This is a genomic window from Psychrobacter sp. 78a-MNA-CIBAN-0178 (assembly GCF_040309625.1).
Classification (GTDB): Bacteria; Pseudomonadota; Gammaproteobacteria; order Pseudomonadales; family Moraxellaceae; genus Psychrobacter; species Psychrobacter okhotskensis.
Window position 1 is genome coordinate 129,015 of sequence record NZ_JBEOOZ010000001.1, and the last position, 20,994, is coordinate 150,008.

Genomic DNA, 20,994 nt, shown 5'->3' on the forward strand with positions numbered 1-20,994 from the left:
CAGTGTTATAAAGAAAGCGTGCAAGAAAACCTCTTAATAGACAATTTGGGCAAAAATCTGCCACATTTAACCGATATGACTCACAAAAAACGCTTAAACTTCTTACCTAAACGCTTTAAAATACCCAGCCGTTCTTAGGCTGTGTTTGCGCATGTTAAGCATTCCTATAGATGCTTTAATTCTAATGATACCCATGTTTGTTTTAGCAAACTTGCACTTTTTGCCGTCTGCCCTTATGTTATTATCACACAGCAATTAAAAAAACTATACTAACGCATATTTTTGGTGATTATTTCTTATCATATTGATTATTAGCTCTTTTCATTCTTATATTTAGCAAGGAAAAAACATGGCAACTGACAACCCTACTCCACGCCACGAAAAACTCATTATTCTAGGCTCAGGCCCTGCTGGTTACTCTGCTGCTGTTTATGCAGCGCGTGCCAACCTAAAACCTGTTATGGTCACTGGTTTAGAAGTGGGCGGACAGCTCACCACCACCACCGAAGTCGACAACTGGCCGGGCGATGCGCATGACTTAACGGGTCCTGCATTGATGGATCGTATGAAAGCGCACGCTGAGCGCTTCGGTACAGAATTGGTCTATGACCATATCAATGATGTCGATTTAACAGAGCGTCCCTTTAAATTAACGGGCAATAACGGCAACTACACTTGTGATGCCTTGATTATCTCAACCGGTGCCTCAGCGCAATACTTGGGCTTGGCATCAGAAGAAAAATTCAAAGGTTTGGGCGTATCAGCTTGCGCAACTTGCGATGGTTTCTTTTATAAAGACCAAAAAGTAGCGGTTATTGGTGGTGGTAATACCGCCGTTGAAGAAGCCTTATACTTATCAAATATCGCAGCTGAAGTCACGCTGGTGCATCGCCGTGATGGTCTACGTTCTGAGAAAATATTACAAGACAAATTGTTTGAAAAAGCCAAAAACGGTAATATCAAAATCGAGTGGAACCATAGCGTCAAAGAAGTGGTAGGCGACGATATGGGCGTCAATGGCGTGGTGTTAGAGTCTACTATCGATGGCAGCACCAAGCAACTAGATGTGTTTGGGGTATTCATTGCTATTGGACACAAGCCAAATACCGAGCTATTCAAAGGCCAAATGGATATGAAAGACGGCTATATTGTGGTCAACAGTGGCCTCAATGGTAATGCGACACAGACCAGTGTTGAAGGGGTTTTTGCCGCTGGTGATGTGGCAGATCATGTCTACCGTCAAGCGATTACTTCTGCGGGCACTGGCTGTATGGCAGCCCTCGATGCAGAAAAATATCTAGACTCGCTAGGCGAAACCGTGGCGACCGATCATACTTATGCATCAACGCTCACTGCTGATAAAGAAGTCTAAATGAGCCACTCTGCTAAAACTGCTAACCCAAGCGTCAGTGTCGATAATCATATCGATACTGACGCTCATATAAAGCCTGAGACTCTAAAAAGTCTTGGGCTTTATGATTTCCCCAATCCTATTTCCGTCGATCCTGAAGGGGTTGGCTTGGTCGCTGTGGGCGGAGATCTAGCATCTGAAACGCTGATTTCTGCTTATGCGCAGGGCTTATTTCCTTGGTTTAATGAAGACGAACCTATCGCTTGGTGGTGTCCTGAGCCGCGCTGTGTGATGCTGCCAACTGACTATCAACCGAGTAAATCCCTACGCAAACAAGCCCACCGCGAACGTTGGCAACTCACTCTCAACCAAGACTTTGATGCAGTGATTCACTCTTGTAGTATGCCGCGCAGCGATGGCTTGCCTGAGGGCGAGCACACGTGGATTCATGATGAGATGATTGCAGCTTATACCAAGCTACATGCGCAAGGCTTTGCGCATAGTATTGAAGTTTGGGACAATAACAGCCAACTAATCGGCGGCTTATATGGGCTAAAAATAGGCAACATCTATTTTGGTGAATCGATGTTTCACCGTGCTTCTAATGCGTCTAAATTGGCGTTTTGGGGCTTGATGCGCTTATGCGCGCAAAGCAATGTCGCGCTTGTGGACTGCCAACTACCCAATGAGCATTTGATGAGCTTGGGGGCAACGACCCTACCACGTGCTGAATTTCTTAACCAATTAGACACACTGATAGCCAGCCGTTCAGTCAAATGGCACAAAGACTCTCATAAACCTTTAGCCGTATCGTTACTAGATACCGCAGAGCCTTGGCAGCCACAGTTATAAGTGCAGACTCAAACTGGATTGTAGATAATAATCGAATCGAACATCTTACTTACGAGGTTGTTATGGCTCCTGATACATCATTTTTGTTAATTGGAAAACTGGCCATCAAAGCCAATACAACCAAAGACACCGTACGTCATTATGATGAGCTAGGGCTACTCAAGTCTCGCAAACGTCAGGCCGGCTCACGCTTATATACTGAGTTTCATCCCGAATGCATTGAGCGTATTGAGTTGATTAAAAGCGCACAAGCCATTGGCTTTACCCTTACTGAAATCAGAGACAGTCTTAATGACTATTATGATGGGCAGCTAGATATCGATTTACAACTGACGCTCACACAGCAAAAACTGGCACAAGTCAAAAAACAACAAGCCAATATCAATGTCATGATAGAGCTGTTAAGCGAACGTATTGAAGTGCTTGAGCGAATGAAAGCAGATAGTGACTATGAGCTCGATATTGAAGTGTGCAAAAAGACAATACCCGAGTAATCTAGGGCATGTTCTCATTTATAATACTTATTAATCCAATAGTATGTGTGCTGCTAATGACTATTAAAGATACACACGCTGCATAATCAAGGCGTCAATGGCTGGGTGATGAGGAATCTGGTAATAGCCTTTCCGCCGATGAATCACTGCCAACCCTTGCTGCTCATATAAAGTAATAGCCGCTACATTATCTGCGCGTACCTCTAACAGTAAATGTTCCACCTTATTGTTCATCAACTCAGTATTCAATTTTGCAAAAAGTTGCGAGGCGATACCTTGGCGTTGGTAATCAGGATGCGTGCCGATGCGCAGGATCTCTGCTTGCTCAAAGATAACTTGATAGAGACAGTAACCAACGACTTTATCGCTTTGATAAACGACCAATAAATCAATACTATCTTGCTCAAGTAATTCTATTATTGTCTGATAACCCCAAGCATCTTGCGGTTGAATAATAGTTTCGATATTGGCAACGGCTTGGATTATTGTGGTGCGTTTGGCTAATTCCGTGGGCAGTGCTTCTATAATAATCATCCTTTTTCTCTTTATTTAGCTTTGCTGTGCCTGACTTACAGCCAGCATAGCTTAGGATTTATAACTTGTTATATGATTCTATATATAAATAAACCTTACTCTAGAATCTTATCCCAATAAAAAAGTCACCCTCTATTAAAAGAGTGATTTTTTAACTACCTGTAAGAATTTAGGTAATAAGAAAATATTGGAGTAAGTCAAAAGCATAACCTCAATATTTTTTATTATTCATTGAGGATTATTCTATAAATAGGGTTTTTCGCGAAGCCAAATAGTTGCAAGATACTTGACACCCTTAGTAACAGGCATACCAGCATGCAAGGTCAACTCGTCAACCTTACCTGCTAGATCAACGTTAGAGAAGTATATAGCTCTACCAGTTTTGGGACGAACCTCAAAATTTAATTTAGGAAAACGGGTAGCACCTCCAGACTCGACTTCTGATAAGAACATTAAAAAAGTACCCACACGCTGCCCACTTTCTTCCATAATATTACTACTACCCTCTTTATCGGGATTAAAATAGTCATAATGCGGTTTATACTCTCCCCCGTCTTCATATCTTAACACTAATAAACCTTCACCATGATTAGCAGGCCAAGTTAAGAACTCTGCTATACGTGCCTCAATGGTTTTAACAACTTTATTCGAACTTTGACGATAACTTACACTCTGACTTATTCTCGAGGTAGACTGAACGCGACTACCATCCTCATCGTTTACAACTCTAGAGATCTTAAATTTGTCATGAGAATCTTCAATTAGAGATGCGCATTCTTCTAAACTCAAAAAATCATCAATTACAACAATATGCGGTTTATGACAGGTATATGATATAGAAACTTCTTTATCACTTAGGGATATTTTATTGTCAGTTAAATCTATATATGGTCTATTAATACTTCCACTTTTTTTTTCATTAGTTCATAAGCAGCATCATCCCATCCACGTGAAAATAATTCTGAAGCAATTTCATTTGTTGGCACGCCCTTGAGGATGCATACTTTCACCCACTCTTTCCATTCTTTATTTAATTTTTTTAGACCACTCATTCATTACTCCTTAACTAATAAGTTAGACAATATAAAGTTATTAACTTTCATACTACAATATATAGAAGGAAACCAGAAATTTAAAGTCGATTACTTTAGGATAAGTATTTAGGCGTCAATAAAAAAAGCCACCCTCAATAAAGAGAATGGCTTTTCACGAACTGATCAACTTTCTCAGATGACTCTGAGTAGGTTAACGCTTAGTTCAATACGTTAGCAACAACACCAGCGCCTACCGTACGGCCGCCTTCACGAATTGCGAAGCGAAGACCTTTGTCCATAGCGATTGGGTGGATAAGCTCTACGCCCATCTCAACGTTATCACCAGGCATAACCATCTCTGTTCCGTCTTGTAATTGGATTGCGCCAGTTACGTCAGTGGTACGGAAGTAGAACTGTGGACGATAGCCGTTTAGGAATGGTGTGTGACGACCACCCTCTTCTTTTGACAATACATAAACTTCAGCGTCAAACTTGGTGTGAGGAGTGATTGAACCTGGCTTAGCAAGTACTTGGCCACGTTGGACGTCTTCACGCTTAGTACCACGTAGTAGTACGCCACAGTTTTCGCCTGCACGACCTTCGTCAAGCAGTTTACGGAACATCTCTACACCAGTACAGGTGGTTTTTTGAGTGTCACGGATACCAACGATTTCAATTTCGTCACCAACTTTAACGATACCAGATTCAACACGGCCGGTCACAACGGTACCACGACCTGAGATTGAGAATACGTCTTCGATTGGCATTAGGAATGCTTTGTCGATGTCACGCTCTGGCTCTGGGATGTAGGTGTCTAGTACGTTTAGTAGTTCTACGACGGCTGGTTGGCCGTATTTTTCTTGTGAGCCTTTTAGGGCTTCAGTAGCAGAACCATGGATGATTGGGGTGTCATCACCTGGGAAGTCATAGTCGCTTAGTAATTCACGAACTTCCATTTCTACGAGTTCAAGCAGTTCTTCGTCGTCAACAACGTCGCACTTGTTCATGAATACGACAATGTATGGTACGCCAACCTGACGTGATAGCAGGATGTGCTCACGGGTTTGTGGCATAGGGCCGTCAGTGGCTGATACGACTAGGATTGCGCCGTCCATTTGGGCTGCACCGGTGATCATGTTTTTAACATAATCGGCGTGACCTGGGCAATCGACGTGGGCGTAGTGACGTGATGGGGTGTCATATTCTACGTGTGAGGTGTTGATGGTGATGCCACGTGCTTTTTCTTCTGGGGCTGAGTCAATAGACGCGTAGTCTTTGGCTTCGCCACCTGAGGTGATTGCTGCTACGGTTGCGATAGCGGCGGTTAGTGTGGTTTTACCGTGGTCAACGTGTCCGATGGTACCGACGTTGACGTGTGGCTTGCTGCGTTCAAACTTGGCCTTTGCCATGGGTATTTCCTCTTTTTTTGGTGAATCTTTATAATCAAAGATCGGTAAATAGCTGTTTGACGGCTCATGATACATACAAAACCATCAAACCGTTGACGCTATGGTTTATCTACTAAAAACTGCTTTATTGTCTTACTCTTAACTGCTTTAGTGCAATATAAACGCCATACTTTTATATGTAGGCATTATACTTGCTTTTCAATCTTTAACTTTTTTAGCTCTCGAATATTAAACTGTATTATGTGAGCGTGTTCGTACTGCATTGCTTCATCAATATAATTGATTGAGAAATTGACAGCACTAAAAGGCAACACCTCAGTGTCACCCTTAAATTTTTATTTGCTATACTGATTTTTTATCGTTTTCAATATTCTATAGTTTCGATATCGATATAAAGCTGTGTATTAAAATAGCAAAGCAAACGCAAAAAGCTGGAATAATAAATGGAGCTCATATCGAGAATTGAACTCGAGACCTCTCCCTTACCAAGGGAGTGCTCTACCGCTGAGCTATATGAGCATGCTTTTAACAACTACAGTAGCCAACCAGTGGGTTGCACTAAAAAAAATATCACGATACAGCAATAATATACTGACTGTCGTGATGAATTATTGGTAGTCTTTGCGATTGTGACTATATGGAGCGGGTGGCGGGAATCGAACCCGCGTCATTAGCTTGGAAGGCTAAGGTGTTACCATTATACCACACCCGCATTTACTCTTCTGTAAGCTCACTCTTATAAAGAGTGGTTATATATTGAGTATGCTTGGCGCTATAACAAACTTAGAAAATATGGTGGTGGGAGAAGGATTCGAACCTTCGAAGCTTTCGCGACAGATTTACAGTCTGTTGGGTTTGACCGCTCCCCAATCCCACCTTAGCTTGCTTTGAACAAAGATGACTTAATCTAAGACAAATTCATAAAAAGCGACTTTGAAAGAGATGGTGCCGACTGCCGGGATCGAACTGGCGACCTACTGATTACAAGTCAGTTGCTCTACCAACTGAGCTAAGTCGGCTTGTTCTCTCAAAGTGGTGGCTATTCTATCAAATATTTAGACAGACGCAAGCTCTTTTTGAGTTTTTTTACACTTATTTTAATAATAAACGTCAAGCAACTGATTATATTGATATTTTTTATCAGACAAAATAGCGCTTTTTATCCGGATTGTTCGAATAGTTATTAACATGCTTATGAAAACGACAACTTGCATGGTGAGGACTAGCAACTTTAATGACACTTTTGCCAAGCACTTCCATCAAACATCTAGCGAATACGCAAGCCATTACAGGCCATTTTGACCGCTTTAATGAGCGCCAACGCTTTTTTATTGGTCTCGTCCCACTCTGCTTCTGGAATAGAATCAGCGATTACCCCAGCACCGGCTTGGATATGGATTTTGCCGCGCCGCATCACAGCGGTACGAATAGCAATGGCGCTATCCATATTACCGTGCCAACCCAGATACCCAATGGCGCCACCAAATACAGTGCGGCGTAACGGCTCCAGCTCATCAATAATTTGCATCGCACGAATCTTAGGCGCGCCTGTTAACGTGCCTGCGGGGAAAGTCGCACAAAAGACATCAAGCGCATCTTTATCAGGCAATATATCGCCCTCAACGTTAGAGGCAATATGCATGACTTGCGAATAGCGCTCGATAAACATCTTTTCGGTGACATTGACACTATCACATTCACAAACACGGCCAATGTCGTTGCGACCCGACTCAATCAGCATTAAATGCTTAGCAATCTCTTTTTCGTCACTCAGCAGCTCCTGCTCAAGCACCAAATCTTCCGCTGCGTTTTGACCACGTTTACGGGTGCCCGCCAGTGGACGCACGGTGACTCTGCCATTTTCGATACGTGATAAGGTTTCTGGAGAAGCACCGATAATGTCGAAACGCTTATGATCATCAAGCGTGTAACCATGAACCAAGAATAAATAAGGCGATGGGTTTAAAAACCGTAAGGCGCGATAGACAGCAAGCGAGTCGCCAGTATAGTCAGCGGTCAAACGCTGGGCAGGCACCACCTGCATCACCTCTCCTGCTGAGATATAGTCTTTAATGTTCTTAACGTCGCGACAGTATTTCTCCATCCCTGTTTGTGATTCAAACTTTGGGGTTGGCATAATCGGTGCGCTTAAATCTGCCATTTCTGCCAACTTACCCTCAATTTGCTCTAGCTCACGAATGGCATGACCATAACCATCTTCAGCGGTGCAGTCCGCATAAACAATAATGGACAACGTATTCTCTAAATTATCAAAAACAATGACACTCATCGACAGCATCAGCCACATATCCGGCAGTGACATCGGATCGGGGGCGTCAGACAGTCCCACACTGGGTTCAATAACTCGCACCATATCATAACCAAAATAACCGACGAGACCACCGCTAAAGCTCGGCAAGGTAATAATATCTTCGGCAGTTGGCATCTTATACTGCGCCATCAACTGACGAATATAGTCAAAGGGATCATCAACTGCATCCACGGTGGTCTGATCATTTTTTTTGACCGTCATATTACCGTCTACATATTGCAAAATCAGATCACTACCTAGACCAATCATCGAATAGCGCGCCCAACGCTCGCCGCCTACGACGGACTCAAACAAATACGCTGAGCCATTTAAGTCACGTACTTTAGAGAATACCGAGACTGGAGTCTGCGCATCCATCAAGCGTTTTTTTACCAGTGGCGCATGACTAAAGCCACGATTTTTAAAGGCGTCATACTCATCAAAGGTCATCATAGTAGCTTTCTCTTAACACAGGGTTGGCAAAGCGCCTTAAACTTAGAAGCAATCTCAAAACAATGATAAAAATACAATACAAAGATAGCGTCAACACTCCAACGAACGCTGACGCTATTTTTAAGAATAATGGAACTAACCTTAACTCATTAATTTATCTTATCGATATAACAAAGCTAGGGTCGTACACCTTTTATATACCGCCCATATTGAACAGCCATAGCGCAAGGCCAATGATAAGGATGACGGCAAATACCCATATGAACCAACCACCACTAGGCTTTTTCTCTACGTATCCAGCATTTGCGGGGTTATCGACAGCTTGGTCCATGGCATTGTTGCCTTCGGTACCAAGGTCGTGAGCCTGCCCTAAATTGGCCGTACCCGAAAACTGAGCAGTTGCTGCTTGTTTGGCACGCAACACATCTGGATCAGCTTCTTCCTGTAGTTCGGTTTTGGTGGTTTTGTCGTGGTCTGCATTGTCTAAGGACTGTTGCTCGACAGCGGGCTGTTCAACTAATGCTTTTTCATTTTCAGTAGCTACTGGCTCTTCAGTAACAGGCGTCTCAGTTATTGTTTCTTTAGGCACGACCTCTTTAGGCACGACATTTTCCTGTTCAGTAGTCGGTGTCTGCTCGTCTAAGGCAGCTGCGGCAACTGGAGCCGCTTGCACAGATGTGGTATCCACAGTATCTTTGGCCGCCAATACCTCTTCGATGATCGTTTCTTTAACAACTGGAGCATCAGCCTCATTAGTCTTATCAATCTTGCTTTCAGTAATATCAGCTTGTTGAACAGGAGTGGTATCTGAGTCATTAGCTGACGGCAACACGTCTGTAACCATCGTTTCTTTGACAACTGGCTTAACCTCTGCAGTTGGCTCAGAATTTACGTCTGGTGCATCAATCACCATTTCGGGTTTGTCAGCATCCGTATCAACCGTAGATTCGCGCTCAACCATCAGCTCTTCAGCGAAGACTGGCTGCTCTACAGCTTCATCCACTGCAACAGTCACCGGCGTTACAGTGAAGGCAAAACTGGCAAAGCCAATCGTATCATTGGCTTCAAGATGCTTAGACTTATTACCGTCAATACGTTGCTCATTAATAAACGTACCGTTAGAGGAGTCCAAATCTTTCACGTACAGCTTGCCATTCAGTACGCTCAGTACCGCGTGATTGCGTGATACTTCTTTGCTACCAAGTACCACATCATTATCACTGCCACGTCCCACAGACAGGCTGTCGCTGACAGTCAAAGTCAGATCACCCAGCGCCGCGGTTAAGGCATTGAGACGCCAAGTATCTGCGACTGTTGCTTGGGTTGGCGCTGCTGTGTTGTCTATATTACTCGTCATAACATTACTCCTTAATTTATTATTAAATGTTCAATCATTCTCTGAAACTTATTACAACTATTCTCTTAGGATAAAACGATTATTTGGGAATAAAACGTGGTTTGATCACACCGTCAAGCTTGTTATAAGGCATACTTAGGACAGGCATACCATAAGCATAAGGGCCAATAGAATAGTGCTGGTAGCGAATATCAACGCCTTTATCGGTCAATGTGACGTTATCGCTGAGGGTAAATGGCCAATTTTTTTCATAGCTGCTTAAGTCGTTATCGACCGTTTTTACCCACTGTTTATATGCCTCATAAGCCAACGCCTCAAAACGGGGTTTTTTGCCCGTCTGTAATATGTCTGTCAGTTGCAGTTGTTTTTTACTGCTTGTATCGAATATTAAATATTCACTATAAGGCATGCCATGCGCGCCGCCCGTAAACACATAGGAGCTTATTTCAAACAATTCAAAATCATTCACATGACCCAAATATTCAGGCTTCACTGTCAGATTATACGACCATGAACTGTCGTCTGGCATATCTATAAATTGTGAGCTTGCGAAGTCATCAATAGCCGCCTTAACCATAGTCGGCGTCGCCTTAGTATTGATAGGTGCGGATTCAGTCTGTTTACTATTGACGACAAGATGATTGATACGGGCGTTGGTGATATCGTTTATCCAATCCTGATTGGTTTTGAGATACCTAACCTCAATCTCTGGACAATGCTGTCGTTCGGCACATATCTCTTGCACACTTTTGGGCAGCTCATAATCAAGATAATCGGTACTGCTAATGAGATTGTCCGCATTAGCGGACATTGCTATTGTTCCAAACAGCAGGCCTGTCACTAACGTACCAACTCGGCGCAAGTTACCACTGCTCGGCATTAACGGCGGATTAATAGGTGGTGTGGCGCTCGTAAATCGAGACATTATTATCATAATTTTTCCATAAATACATAATGGTTAATATTATTCTACCGTAACCACTGTGATGTATTGTTGAAACACTGTTTGTGTTTTTGAGGGGTTACTATTTTTGAAGTATCAGTGCTTTTGAGTCATCAGTATTTTTGAGATGTCAGTGTTTATGAAAAATCGGTTTAATAACGGTCTAAACGACGGGCAATAAAAAAGACACGGCTAGCGTGTCTTTTAAAAAACAGAAAATAGGTTTCAACCATTTACTCATACTTAAATAACAGATATTAATGCTCGCGAGTGTTGCTGAAAGTCACTTCTGGATAACGATCTTGCATCAGCTGCAAGTTAACTCGTGATGGCGCAAGATAGGTCAGATAGCCACCACCATCAAGTGACAACTGGTCATGGGCTTTTTTCTTAAACTTAGCCAAGGCCACTTCATCATCGCAGTGAATCCAGCGCACGGTCGCAATTGAAACTGGCTCAAAGGTACACTGTACTTTGTACTCTTCTTTTAGGCGATGCGCGACCACTTCGAACTGTAGTACACCCACCGCGCCCAAGATTAAATCATTATTAATCTGCGGCATAAATACCTGCGTTGCGCCCTCTTCACTGAGCTGCTGCAAGCCTTTTTGTAGCGCTTTAGACTTGAGTGGGTCTCTGAGCACCACGCGGCGAAACAATTCAGGGGCAAAATGTGGAATACCGGTAAAGTTCAGCTCTTCGCCTTCAGTAAAGCTATCACCGATAGAAATGGTCCCATGATTATGCAGACCGATAATATCACCCGGATACGCTTCTTCTAAGGCTTCACGGTCTCCGGCGAGAAAGGTCAGCGCATCGGCAATGCGCACGTCTTTACCCAAACGCACGTGCTTCATCTTCATGCCTTTTTCGTACTTACCCGAGCACACGCGCAAGAAAGCAATGCGGTCACGGTGACGCGGATCCATATTGGCCTGAATCTTAAAAACAAAACCCGTAAAGTCCGTCTCAGTTGCAGAGACTTGACGCTCAGTAGTCGGATGGGCTTTTGGTGGCGGTGCATATTTCACAAGGGTATCGAGCACCATGTTGACACCGAAGTTACCCAACGCTGTACCGAACAATACTGGCGTCATCTCACCCGCCAAGAATGCCTCTTCGCTAAAGTCTTCTAACGCCATTTGTACCAGCTCAAGCGACTCTTCAAAAGCATCAAACATCAGCTTCCCAAGGCGCTCGCGTATGTCCGGATAATCATAGCCGTCGCGGGTCTCAGAGACGGTCATCTTGCCGCCATTACCTTTTTCATAAAGGTAAGTCTTATTTTCGGTCAAATGATAGACGCCAACGAAATCCTGCCCCATACCAATGGGCCACGTCAACGGAATACATTTAATCTTAAGCACCGTCTCAATCTCACTCAGCAGCTCAAGCGGCTCGCGAATCTGACGATCCAACTTGTTCACAAACGAGATAATTGGAGTATCACGCATGCGACACACTTCCATCAATTTGATGGTACGTTCCTCGACGCCTTTTGCGCCATCAACCATCATCAGCGCGCTGTCGACAGCGGTCAACGTACGATAAGTATCTTCACTAAAGTCGGCGTGACCCGGGGTGTCTAGTAGATTGACCATATGGTCTTGATAAGGAAATTGCATAACCGAAGTAGTGATAGAGATACCACGCTCCTGCTCCATGCTCATCCAATCCGATGTCGCATGACGGTCGGTTTTGCGGCCTTTAACTTCACCAACCACCTGAATCGCTTGCCCCCATAGCAGCAGCTTTTCAGTCATGGTGGTCTTACCCGCATCGGGATGCGAGATAATAGCAAAGGTACGGCGCTTGGCCACTTCTTTGTTTAATTTCTTTGGATCTACGCTCATAATTTTTGGCTTCAACCTTGACTTCCAAAAGGCTGTCTTTTAGACAGTAACTTTCTTTTGGGCATTAATTTCAATAAATAGTATAAATAATGGGCGTATTGTAGCGGATTTAGCGTCAGGTTGCAGAATTAGCGCATAAAAAAACACGCTCTACTGGTCAAATAGAGCGTGTTTAATTAGAAAACACTTAACTAGAAAGTGCTTAATATTTTTTGAATTTAATAATAGCGTGTGATTTGCGCTGCTAAGAAGTCCCCTGCCACCTCATTGACTATCGTGCAGTCAACGACACCGCGCACACTGTTGGTATTCGGGTCAGTGCTGCCTTGCACCACAGAGTCGGCTTCATAAATATCATTATCATATTCAACGCCATTGTATTGATAAGCAGGCTGGTTTCTAAACTCAAAAAACGTCACTTGCGCAGCTTTTTGGTCATTGCCCAAACCCACACCAAAGCGTGAGGTGCTAAAATCTCTATCGTCGTTAAAACGTTCTTCGGCCGCCTCAATCCATCTGTCCAGCGTACTATAGCCGGTTTTATTTTTTTCATTAAAGGCTAAAAACGAGCGCTCGCTAGTGACCACTGGAATATAACAAACCGAGCCCGCTGGGAACGTCACATTGGTTGGGATATCAGGATAGTTATTTAAATCGGTAATGATACCACGGCTATTGCCTATGGTAGTGCCCGGACTATAACTACCAGCGTTCAAACCTGCGAGATTCAGGGTTTTATAGGTAATCTCATAGTTCAATTGCTTGTTGCTGTTTGTCTCATAAATAGGACGTTTGACGGTGCGGCCATTTACTTCAATATCCTTATTTTCCAGCCTTCCTTCAAAATCAGCTGCCAGCACGGTTCTGTCTAAGCTATTAAGACTTTGGTTATTATAACTGTTCACCAGATTTTTTATCTTAATTTCGCGCCCGCCAGTGCGGTATGTCTGATCAATTCGCGCAATAGCACTCGCGTTGGCTCGGTTGTCATAGCTATTGCCAAAGCTCGTCAGCGTGATTTTATTGTCGCCTGAACCGTAGACACCATCATCTTCTCCGCCACATCCTACGAGTGCCATCGCGAGTAAGGATAGGGTCATAGGCAAAAATACTGTTGCTTTCATAAAAGGCGTCCTTACGGTTAGGATTTTTTATAGGGCTATGCTGATAGTGTGTGAAAAACCATGTGACTAGTTTACATCAATGTCGCCATGACTTATATATTTAAAGCCATTAATTGTTTAGCAATGCTTATTGGTGAATGTGAAGCACATTATCGTTATTCACATAAATGCTCACTTACAAAGTCATTGTATATGGTTACTACTGAGCTATAGAGCGTAGCGTCCAGTTTGTTATGCTTGATGGCTAATTGGATTAAATAATTATATAAATAAACCAACAACAAAGGATATGTTATGAACACGTTATATTCTACTCAAGCAACCGTCACTGGCGGTCGTTCTGGTAAAGCTAGTCTACAAGATAGTGATTTGACGATTAACATGGTCGCACCGGGTTCAAGTAAAGATGGTAATAATCCAGAGCAATTATTTGCTATGGGTTATGCGGCTTGCTTCGATGGCGCACTTGCGGCAGTCAAAGGCGAAGAAAAAGCAAAATTTGACTCGACCACTCAAGTATCGGTAGATTTACGTAAAGGTGAAGGTCTAGACTTTCAACTGGCGGTGAAAATTCATGTTACTGGCGAAAATACAGAACTTTCAGCCGATGAATTTCAAAAGCTGGTCGAGAAAGCCAATAAAGTTTGCCCATACTCGAAAGCCACACGCGGTAATATCGATAGCGAAGTGACCTCAGAAGTAAAATAATGCCTGAACAATGACAGTATCAGTAATAGATATAAAAGAGCTCAGTTAACGCTGGGTTCTTTTTTTCCTTAAATTTTGGCCAAAAAATAATGACGCTATAGTGAGTGAAAAGTAGTATCGAACCATCACCCATTGCTGATATCAATTTTTCTTGCTTGCCGTACCTGCGCAGACAGAGGTGACGAAAAATAGATATCAGCGATACCATCGCGTTTTTAGAATATTTTGACTATAGAACATATCATAACTTTTAAGCAGTTCGGCACACGTCATTTTTATCGTTATAATAAGCACATATTTCTATCTAATAGCTGATAAGTGACCTTTATGACTGATCCTATGACCGACTCCATGACCGACAGTGACCACAACTCCCATCAAGCGATTGATCCTGCCGTCTTGCCAAACTTTGAGACTATGCCCAATGTGGCGACCATGGACACCAGTCATGTGGACAGCAATCAGCCGCCTTTTATTTTGGTTGATGGCTCTTACTATCTGTTTCGCACTTATCATGCCTTACCGAAGACCATGCAAAACTCGCAAGGCCTGATCACCAATGCCATCCGTGGCACGCTCAATGCGTTACTCAAGCTGATGCGTCGTTATCACCCTACTCATATGGCGGTTTGCTTTGATACCAAGTCACCGACTTTTCGCCACCATATGTCTGCTGATTACAAGGCCGCTCGTCCGCCCATCGACATAGAGCTGGTAGAGCAGATTCCTTATATTCATCGCTTGGTGACCGCGTTAGGTATTCCACTGTTACGCATCGAGGGTGCAGAAGCCGATGATATCATCGGGACACTGGCGCATCGTGCGGTTGAACAAGGCCATCACGTCGTCATATCCACCGGCGATAAAGACATGATGCAGCTGGTTAATGACTGCGTAATATTGGAAGACAGCTTTACTGGCAAAGTCACGGACACTCAAGCGGTCGTAGACAAGCTTGGTATTATGCCAAATCAAATGATTGATTTTTTGACCTTGATGGGCGATGCCTCAGACGGTATAAAAGGCGTGCCTGGTATCGGTAAAAAAACGGCAAAAGACCTACTCGTTGAGTATGGCGACATCGACAATATGTTAAAGCATATTGGTTTTATCAAAGGTCGAGGTGCCAAAGGTTTGATTGAACATGCTGATGATATTCCGTTTAATAGGAAGCTTGCCACCATCGTGACAGACTTAGCTATCGGTCAAGACTGGAACGATCTAAAAATCAATACCGATCCATGTGCCCATATAGATGAATTACGCGAATTGTATAATGAGCTTGAGTTTAGAAACGAGCTAGCGTCTCTTGACCACCCAAACCATCCAGCCAACGGCTCGCAAAGTGTCGCTAACAGTCAAGCCGATGCCGAGTCACAAGCGCAAATAGCTAAGTCGCTACAATCAAGCACTATTGAGAATATCACTGACAGCAAAAATCCTGATAGAGCATGGCATACGATTTTAGACGAGCCTGCCTTTGACAGCTTGGTTAAATTGTTAGAGGCTGCACCGCACTTCGTTATTGATACCGAAACGACCAGCGTCTATTGGCGTCAAGCCGAAATCGTCGGGCTGTCTTTTGCCCTGCGAGCGCATGAAGCCTATTATATTCCGCTGACTCATCGTCTGGAAGGTGATGAGCTGACTGCAAAGCAACTTGATCGTGATACGGTATTAGCGAAACTTAAACCTGTTTTGGAAAATTCAAAAATAGGCAAAATCGGTCAACATCTAAAATATGACGCGCATATTCTCAGTCATTATGGTATTGATTTAGTAGGCGCTATCCATGCCAGCCCTAATAACTGGGCAATGGATACCATGCTTGCCAGCTATGTCATCAATGCGGCAGCTACTCGTCACGGCATGGATGATTTGGCGCGCCATTATTTGCACACCCAGACCATCAGCTTTGAGGACGTCGCAGGCAAAGGCGCCAAGCAAGTCACCTTTGATCAAGTCGCCATCGATATCGCCAGTGACTATGCTTGCGAAGATGCCGACATCACTTATCAGTTGTTTGATTTGTTTAGTGAAAAGCTTGCTGATGATAAAAATAATGCCAAGCTCTTACATGAGCTAGAGATTCCAACTGCCGAGATACTCTGCCAAATGGAAGCAAATGGCATTTTAATCAAGCGCTCATTTTTAAACGAGCTATCAAAACGCTTCGATGAAGAAATCATCACGCTAGAAAAACGCGCGTATGAAGTCGCCGGTGAAGAATTTAACTTAGGCTCACCAAAGCAACTGGGTGAGATGCTGTTTGAAAAACTGGGCGTGCCGGGTGGCAAGAAAACCAAATCTGGTCAATACTCGACTGGCGAAGCGGTATTATCAAAGATTGACCACCCATTGGTCGATATCACATTGGAATATCGCGGACTGTCCAAGCTCAAAAGCACCTATACCGATGCGCTCGATAATGTCGCAGATGCGGAGACGGATCGCGTGCATACCAGCTACCATCAAGCATTGACCAGCACCGGTCGTTTATCATCCACTGATCCTAACTTGCAGAATATTCCGATTCGTACCGCCACTGGTCGCCTGATTCGCCAAGCATTTATCGCACCAGAAGGTCGCGTTATTTTGGCTGCGGATTATTCACAAATTGAGCTGCGTCTGATGGCGCATTTCTCAGGCGATGAAAACTTGACCCGTGCCTTTAATGAAGGATTGGATATTCATACTGCAACGGCTGCTGAAGTATTAGGTAAAGCTGTTGAAGAGGTCAGCGCCACTGAGCGCCGCAATGCTAAAGCCATTAACTTCGGTCTGTTGTACGGCATGAGTGCCTTTGGACTTGCCAAGCAGTTGCAAATGAGCCGCAATGAGGCGCAAGATTATATCGATATGTATTTTGAGCGCTATCCAAGCGTCAAAGACTACATGATCAATACGCGTGCCAGCGCTTATGAAAAAGGCTATGTCGAGACGATATTAGGTCGTAAGCTTTATACGCCAGATATCAATCATAGCAACCGTATGGTTAAGCAAGGGGCAGAACGCGCAGCGATTAACGCGCCGCTACAAGGCTCTGCCGCCGACCTAATTAAGCTTGCCATGATTGCCGTCGATAAAGTACTGCCAAAAGAGCAAGCCAAAATGCTGCTACAAGTCCACGATGAGCTGGTGTTCGAAGTGGATAGCGACAAGGTTGATGAAATTAGCCAGTTGATTACCGATGCCATGCAAGACGTCTTAAGGACGACAGCCGTGGAAAAAGGTTGGCATGTAGACTTCGCGGTACCGTTATTGGTGGAGACCGATAGTGGTCAAAACTGGGATGAGGCGCATTGATTGTGTAGTATTAACAATGAGATATGACTGATTAGTTAAATTACATAATGGCATGATAAGGCATTTCGCTGTATAATAGCAGTACATTAAATTATCTGGTCTTATGAGACAATTTACGGTTTGAAGTGGGCCCAAGGGCTCACTTTTTTATTTCAAAAAAAAGCAGGAGTGCCTTATTTTGGCGACAGATGGCTTCATTGAAATTCCCAGTATTATCCTATTAATAGCTTGCTTGCTACGCTGCGCGCAGTACGTAGCACAGAGTCATGTCAAACAAATTAAAGCCTTTTGGTTGGCCTCAGTTCTCGTATTCGTCGCGGTCATTCGTCGTGAGTTAAACTATTTACCAGAATTATTTATCCCAAGTAATTTTTCGCTTCTCAGCCATTCTTATGACTGGTGGGAGGACGCTGTGCTTTTAGTAATCTACCTGATGAGCGTTGGCTTATTGATTTACTCATGGCGCTACCTTTGGGCAATACTAAAAGATGTAGACGTATCGCTCTATCTTGGTGTCGCCACTTTGGCCATACTACAATATATGGGAGAGAACGCTATTATGTTCCCCCACACTTTGGGTGGCATAGTCGAAGAGTTCGCGGAAACGATTATTTATGTGATCGCGTTGGTTTATTTATGGCGATTTAAATTAAGCGATTTTGAATCATGCCTATTGCGTAAATTAAACTTTGAATTGAGTCATATTAACCAATAGCCCCATAGTGGTGACTCAATAACTGTTAAGTAAATATAGACGTAGCGTTAGGTTGCCACTAGTAATTATCTTAAGCACAATCCTTGTCTATTAGTTTGTTATACTGAGTCTAAGCACGAGGGACGATAACGATTGTAATGGATGGTCTTGATCCTTACATTAAAACCGTAGCTGTGTGTAACTGTTTATCTACATATAGTCAGCTGGTAATGCACCTCGATTTAACTCATTGATAACTATAAAGCGAGCCATTATGAATATATTAATTACAGGTGCATCACGCGGTATCGGTCTGGCCGCTGCCAAAAGATTGGCCACCAAAGGTCACAACGTTGGATTATTTGCAACCAATACAACGACGCTTGAGCAGGCTATCGAAGACAAAGCCTTTAAAAAGGCCGTAAAAAAGAAACGCATCATTATTGGTCAGTTAGATGTCACTCAGCCTGATTCATGGGATGGCGCTATCGAGCAAATGATTAATAACTTTGGCGGCATCGATACGCTGATTAATAATGCGGGTGTGCTGGTTAGCGGAGCATTGCCAAAGACAGCATTAGAGGAGCAATTGTCGCTCATCGACGTCAACTGTAAGGGCGTGCTGATTGGTTGTCATAAGCTAGCGCCTTATTTGGCGGAGAGCAAAGATGGCAAAATCGTCAATGTGTCCTCGGCATCGGCTATCTATGGTCAGCCTGAGGTTGCCACTTATGCGGCCAGTAAGTTTTTTGTACGTGGTCTCACCGAAGGTCTCAATATTGAATATGAGAAACTCGGCATCAAAGTCATTGATGTGATGCCACTCTGGGTCAAGTCCGACATGACCAAAGACATCGAAGTCACCAGTATTGACCGTTTAGGTATTAACTTGACCGTCCATGATGTGGCCAAGACTTTATGCAAATTGAGCACCAGCCCCAACCGTAAGCTAAAAAGTACGCACTACTCTGTTGGTATACCGGCCAAAGTTTTTCAGACTCTCTCGCAGGTCACTCCTGATCCACTTATTCGCTGGATCAATACAAAAGTGGGCGCCCAATAACAGCAGCGCCTATCCGCTATCGTATCTATGAGCGATGATGCTTATCTAATGTGAATCACAATGACGGCTACTCAATATGAGTAGCCGTTTTGCTTGCTGGTCTAATATCAATAGCCTGCTCGATAGATTTATCGATAAAGGTATTATTGTCAATCCGCGTATCTTTGACTGCGCCTGCTGCGCTGTCTTCCCGAATCTCAGAACCAACAATAATAGGTAAGCGGACGTTTGCTGCAAACTTATTGCCCTTAATCAGCGTGCCGTCATCCTCTACGATAATGCCTTGCTCTACCTGCTCAAAACGGTTATTGATAATCTGATTGTCTTTAGCACTGTCCAAATGATAGCTGGCAAATGGCGTTTGCTTCACTAAATAAGCGCCGCATTCAAAACCTTTTAGATTGCGCGACTGCCTTGACGCTACCCAAACACCGACTGGCTCATCTTCAAAGGTATTGTTAACGATAATATTGTCACGGCTCGACTCAGTACGCTTAAAGTGATTGCTCCGCGCCGGATCGTCGGCATGCTCAAAACAATTGCGATAGAGCAATATACTGCCTGCGCCATTATGAATAAATTGATTGTTTTCGATACGATTGTTGCTCGACGAATCAATGGCAATCGCCTCACGATTGGGTTTAAAGGTACGAAAGCCATTACCGACGAAGACAGAGTTTTTAATCACGTTATCACGACTACCAAACTCTAAATAGAGCCCAACGGTGCCTGCGTTGTGGATATGCACTGTATCAAAAGTAATGTCATGCGCATGATCTCCGACGAACATGCCGCTATTAATACTATTGCGACTACTGACATTAATGACGCGGATATTGCTTGGCGCAAGGGTGCGGTTGTCAGCAGGGTTGGTAAAGCCGCGCGCGTAACGCTGATTGGGGTTGCTATATTGGCGAATGTGCAGCGCATGACCATAGCCATCCACATGACAATTGGCCACAGCTATATTATCGATAGCTCTATCTGTTTTCGGCTTAATAGTAATGGCGCTGGCCTTTGATGAATCATCAGCCATAGTACTAAGCCGTGCGCCCCGACAGTCGAGTGAACTGTTTGACTCATTGAGCTCAAAGCGTAGCGACTTGCCTGTCAAATCACAGCTGTTACTGAGTGCGCTATGACCTTTTATCACCACCGTCTGCTTGGGTGTTAATTGTGTGCAATCAATCACCGTCGTAGCGGTCGGGAGTTTGCTATCAATCACCAGCGGCTGTTGTACCTTAACCTTTTCTCTAGTGCTATCAGCATTAACGAAAGGCAGTCGTTCGCAAGCCGTCAGACCTACCGTGGTACTGAGCAACGAGGCTGTTATTAACGAGAATGTGATTAAACCCTTCTTACTGGCGACCATTAAGCACCTCTTATTTATGATTCATCTTACATTTTTTGAACATCCTGTCACACCTTACTACTATCAGTCGTCATCATAACGCGTCACACTCATTGTTATAAACAAAATCAACCATAACCATTTATAACCATCAATA

17 protein-coding genes and 4 tRNA genes are annotated in these 20,994 nt (G+C 43.7%); 7 read left to right on the forward strand and 14 right to left on the reverse strand.

Features of this window, described 5'->3' with window-relative positions:
• Positions 1-349: 349 nt before the first annotated feature.
• The 3 genes from trxB to AAEY80_RS00630 all read left to right on the forward strand — a co-directional run bounded on the left by trxB (position 350) and on the right by AAEY80_RS00630 (position 2,697).
• Positions 350-1,372, forward strand: coding sequence for a thioredoxin-disulfide reductase (trxB, locus tag AAEY80_RS00620; protein ID WP_101210916.1), 1,023 nt, complete (start codon positions 350-352; stop codon positions 1,370-1,372).
• Positions 1,373-2,203 carry a leucyl/phenylalanyl-tRNA--protein transferase gene (gene aat / locus AAEY80_RS00625; protein ID WP_025652109.1) on the forward strand — a complete coding sequence of 277 codons (831 nt, stop codon included), beginning with the start codon at positions 1,373-1,375 and terminating at the stop codon, positions 2,201-2,203.
• A gap of 62 nt (positions 2,204-2,265) precedes the next feature.
• Positions 2,266-2,697 (forward strand): MerR family transcriptional regulator, encoded by a 432-nt coding sequence (locus AAEY80_RS00630; RefSeq protein WP_025652108.1) that lies wholly within the window; start codon positions 2,266-2,268, stop codon positions 2,695-2,697.
• A gap of 63 nt (positions 2,698-2,760) precedes the next feature.
• Here AAEY80_RS00630 and rimI read toward each other — a convergent pair whose 3' ends face one another.
• The 13 genes from rimI to AAEY80_RS00695 all read right to left on the reverse strand — a co-directional run bounded on the left by rimI (position 2,761) and on the right by AAEY80_RS00695 (position 13,715).
• The gene (rimI, locus tag AAEY80_RS00635) at positions 2,761-3,231 is read right to left on the reverse strand and encodes a ribosomal protein S18-alanine N-acetyltransferase (protein ID WP_201565937.1); all 471 of its coding nucleotides are present in this window, start codon (positions 3,229-3,231) and stop codon (positions 2,761-2,763) included.
• 243 nt (positions 3,232-3,474) lie between these two features.
• Positions 3,475-4,020, reverse strand: a complete 546-nt coding sequence (locus AAEY80_RS00640) for a prolyl hydroxylase family protein (protein WP_350587743.1) — start codon at positions 4,018-4,020, stop codon at positions 3,475-3,477.
• A 92-nt stretch (positions 4,021-4,112) separates the two neighbouring features.
• A complete protein-coding gene (locus tag AAEY80_RS00645; protein WP_227692024.1) occupies positions 4,113-4,283 on the reverse strand; it encodes a hypothetical protein in 171 nt (56 codons plus the stop codon).
• Between the two features lie 200 nt (positions 4,284-4,483).
• Positions 4,484-5,674, reverse strand: coding sequence for an elongation factor Tu (gene tuf, locus AAEY80_RS00650; protein WP_025652105.1), 1,191 nt, complete (start codon positions 5,672-5,674; stop codon positions 4,484-4,486).
• 444 nt (positions 5,675-6,118) lie between these two features.
• Positions 6,119-6,193 (reverse strand) — tRNA-Thr (locus tag AAEY80_RS00655).
• Positions 6,194-6,312: 119 nt separating this feature from the next.
• Positions 6,313-6,386: transfer RNA gene (locus tag AAEY80_RS00660), tRNA-Gly, on the reverse strand.
• Between the two features lie 81 nt (positions 6,387-6,467).
• Positions 6,468-6,551 (reverse strand) — tRNA-Tyr (locus AAEY80_RS00665).
• Positions 6,552-6,617: 66 nt separating this feature from the next.
• A tRNA-Thr gene (locus AAEY80_RS00670) sits at positions 6,618-6,693 on the reverse strand.
• 248 nt (positions 6,694-6,941) lie between these two features.
• Complete coding sequence (locus AAEY80_RS00675; protein WP_201565927.1) at positions 6,942-8,438, reverse strand: anthranilate synthase component I family protein; 1,497 nt, start codon at positions 8,436-8,438, stop codon at positions 6,942-6,944.
• A gap of 193 nt (positions 8,439-8,631) precedes the next feature.
• On the reverse strand, positions 8,632-9,795 hold the full coding sequence (locus AAEY80_RS00680; protein WP_350587744.1) for an FHA domain-containing protein: 1,164 nt from the start codon (positions 9,793-9,795) through the stop codon (positions 8,632-8,634).
• A 79-nt stretch (positions 9,796-9,874) separates the two neighbouring features.
• Positions 9,875-10,720 carry an RsiV family protein gene (locus AAEY80_RS00685; RefSeq protein ID WP_227502356.1) on the reverse strand — a complete coding sequence of 282 codons (846 nt, stop codon included), beginning with the start codon at positions 10,718-10,720 and terminating at the stop codon, positions 9,875-9,877.
• Between the two features lie 275 nt (positions 10,721-10,995).
• Positions 10,996-12,591, reverse strand: a complete 1,596-nt coding sequence (locus tag AAEY80_RS00690; RefSeq protein WP_025650955.1) for a peptide chain release factor 3 — start codon at positions 12,589-12,591, stop codon at positions 10,996-10,998.
• A 218-nt stretch (positions 12,592-12,809) separates the two neighbouring features.
• The gene (locus tag AAEY80_RS00695) at positions 12,810-13,715 is read right to left on the reverse strand and encodes a hypothetical protein (RefSeq protein WP_101210605.1); all 906 of its coding nucleotides are present in this window, start codon (positions 13,713-13,715) and stop codon (positions 12,810-12,812) included.
• Between the two features lie 294 nt (positions 13,716-14,009).
• On the opposite strand from AAEY80_RS00695, the gene AAEY80_RS00700 reads away from it, so the two are divergent.
• The 4 genes from AAEY80_RS00700 to AAEY80_RS00715 all read left to right on the forward strand — a co-directional run bounded on the left by AAEY80_RS00700 (position 14,010) and on the right by AAEY80_RS00715 (position 19,486).
• Positions 14,010-14,423, forward strand: coding sequence for an organic hydroperoxide resistance protein (locus tag AAEY80_RS00700; protein WP_101210606.1), 414 nt, complete (start codon positions 14,010-14,012; stop codon positions 14,421-14,423).
• A gap of 351 nt (positions 14,424-14,774) precedes the next feature.
• Complete coding sequence (gene polA, locus AAEY80_RS00705; protein ID WP_350587804.1) at positions 14,775-17,729, forward strand: DNA polymerase I; 2,955 nt, start codon at positions 14,775-14,777, stop codon at positions 17,727-17,729.
• A 178-nt stretch (positions 17,730-17,907) separates the two neighbouring features.
• Entirely contained in the window at positions 17,908-18,444 is a 537-nt protein-coding gene (locus AAEY80_RS00710) for a hypothetical protein (RefSeq protein ID WP_025650950.1), read from the forward strand.
• 253 nt (positions 18,445-18,697) lie between these two features.
• Positions 18,698-19,486: an SDR family NAD(P)-dependent oxidoreductase gene (locus AAEY80_RS00715; RefSeq protein WP_101210607.1), complete on the forward strand. Its 789-nt coding sequence runs from the start codon at positions 18,698-18,700 to the stop codon at positions 19,484-19,486.
• A 67-nt stretch (positions 19,487-19,553) separates the two neighbouring features.
• On the opposite strand, the gene AAEY80_RS00720 is transcribed toward AAEY80_RS00715, so the two are convergent.
• A complete protein-coding gene (locus AAEY80_RS00720; protein ID WP_201616441.1) occupies positions 19,554-20,858 on the reverse strand; it encodes a right-handed parallel beta-helix repeat-containing protein in 1,305 nt (434 codons plus the stop codon).
• Between the last annotated feature and the right edge of the window lie 136 nt (positions 20,859-20,994).

Coding starts and splice junctions, on each gene's coding strand:
- trxB (WP_101210916.1), top strand. CDS start 350: ATGGCAACTGACAACCCTACTCCACGCCACGAAAAACTCATTATTCTA.
- aat (WP_025652109.1), top strand. CDS start 1,373: ATGAGCCACTCTGCTAAAACTGCTAACCCAAGCGTCAGTGTCGATAAT.
- AAEY80_RS00630 (WP_025652108.1), top strand. CDS start 2,266: ATGGCTCCTGATACATCATTTTTGTTAATTGGAAAACTGGCCATCAAA.
- rimI (WP_201565937.1), bottom strand. CDS start 3,231: ATGATTATTATAGAAGCACTGCCCACGGAATTAGCCAAACGCACCACA.
- AAEY80_RS00645 (WP_227692024.1), bottom strand. CDS start 4,283: ATGAGTGGTCTAAAAAAATTAAATAAAGAATGGAAAGAGTGGGTGAAA.
- tuf (WP_025652105.1), bottom strand. CDS start 5,674: ATGGCAAAGGCCAAGTTTGAACGCAGCAAGCCACACGTCAACGTCGGT.
- AAEY80_RS00675 (WP_201565927.1), bottom strand. CDS start 8,438: ATGATGACCTTTGATGAGTATGACGCCTTTAAAAATCGTGGCTTTAGT.
- AAEY80_RS00680 (WP_350587744.1), bottom strand. CDS start 9,795: ATGACGAGTAATATAGACAACACAGCAGCGCCAACCCAAGCAACAGTC.
- AAEY80_RS00685 (WP_227502356.1), bottom strand. CDS start 10,720: ATGTCTCGATTTACGAGCGCCACACCACCTATTAATCCGCCGTTAATG.
- AAEY80_RS00690 (WP_025650955.1), bottom strand. CDS start 12,591: ATGAGCGTAGATCCAAAGAAATTAAACAAAGAAGTGGCCAAGCGCCGT.
- AAEY80_RS00695 (WP_101210605.1), bottom strand. CDS start 13,715: ATGAAAGCAACAGTATTTTTGCCTATGACCCTATCCTTACTCGCGATG.
- AAEY80_RS00700 (WP_101210606.1), top strand. CDS start 14,010: ATGAACACGTTATATTCTACTCAAGCAACCGTCACTGGCGGTCGTTCT.
- polA (WP_350587804.1), top strand. CDS start 14,775: ATGACCGACAGTGACCACAACTCCCATCAAGCGATTGATCCTGCCGTC.
- AAEY80_RS00715 (WP_101210607.1), top strand. CDS start 18,698: ATGAATATATTAATTACAGGTGCATCACGCGGTATCGGTCTGGCCGCT.
- AAEY80_RS00720 (WP_201616441.1), bottom strand. CDS start 20,858: ATGGTCGCCAGTAAGAAGGGTTTAATCACATTCTCGTTAATAACAGCC.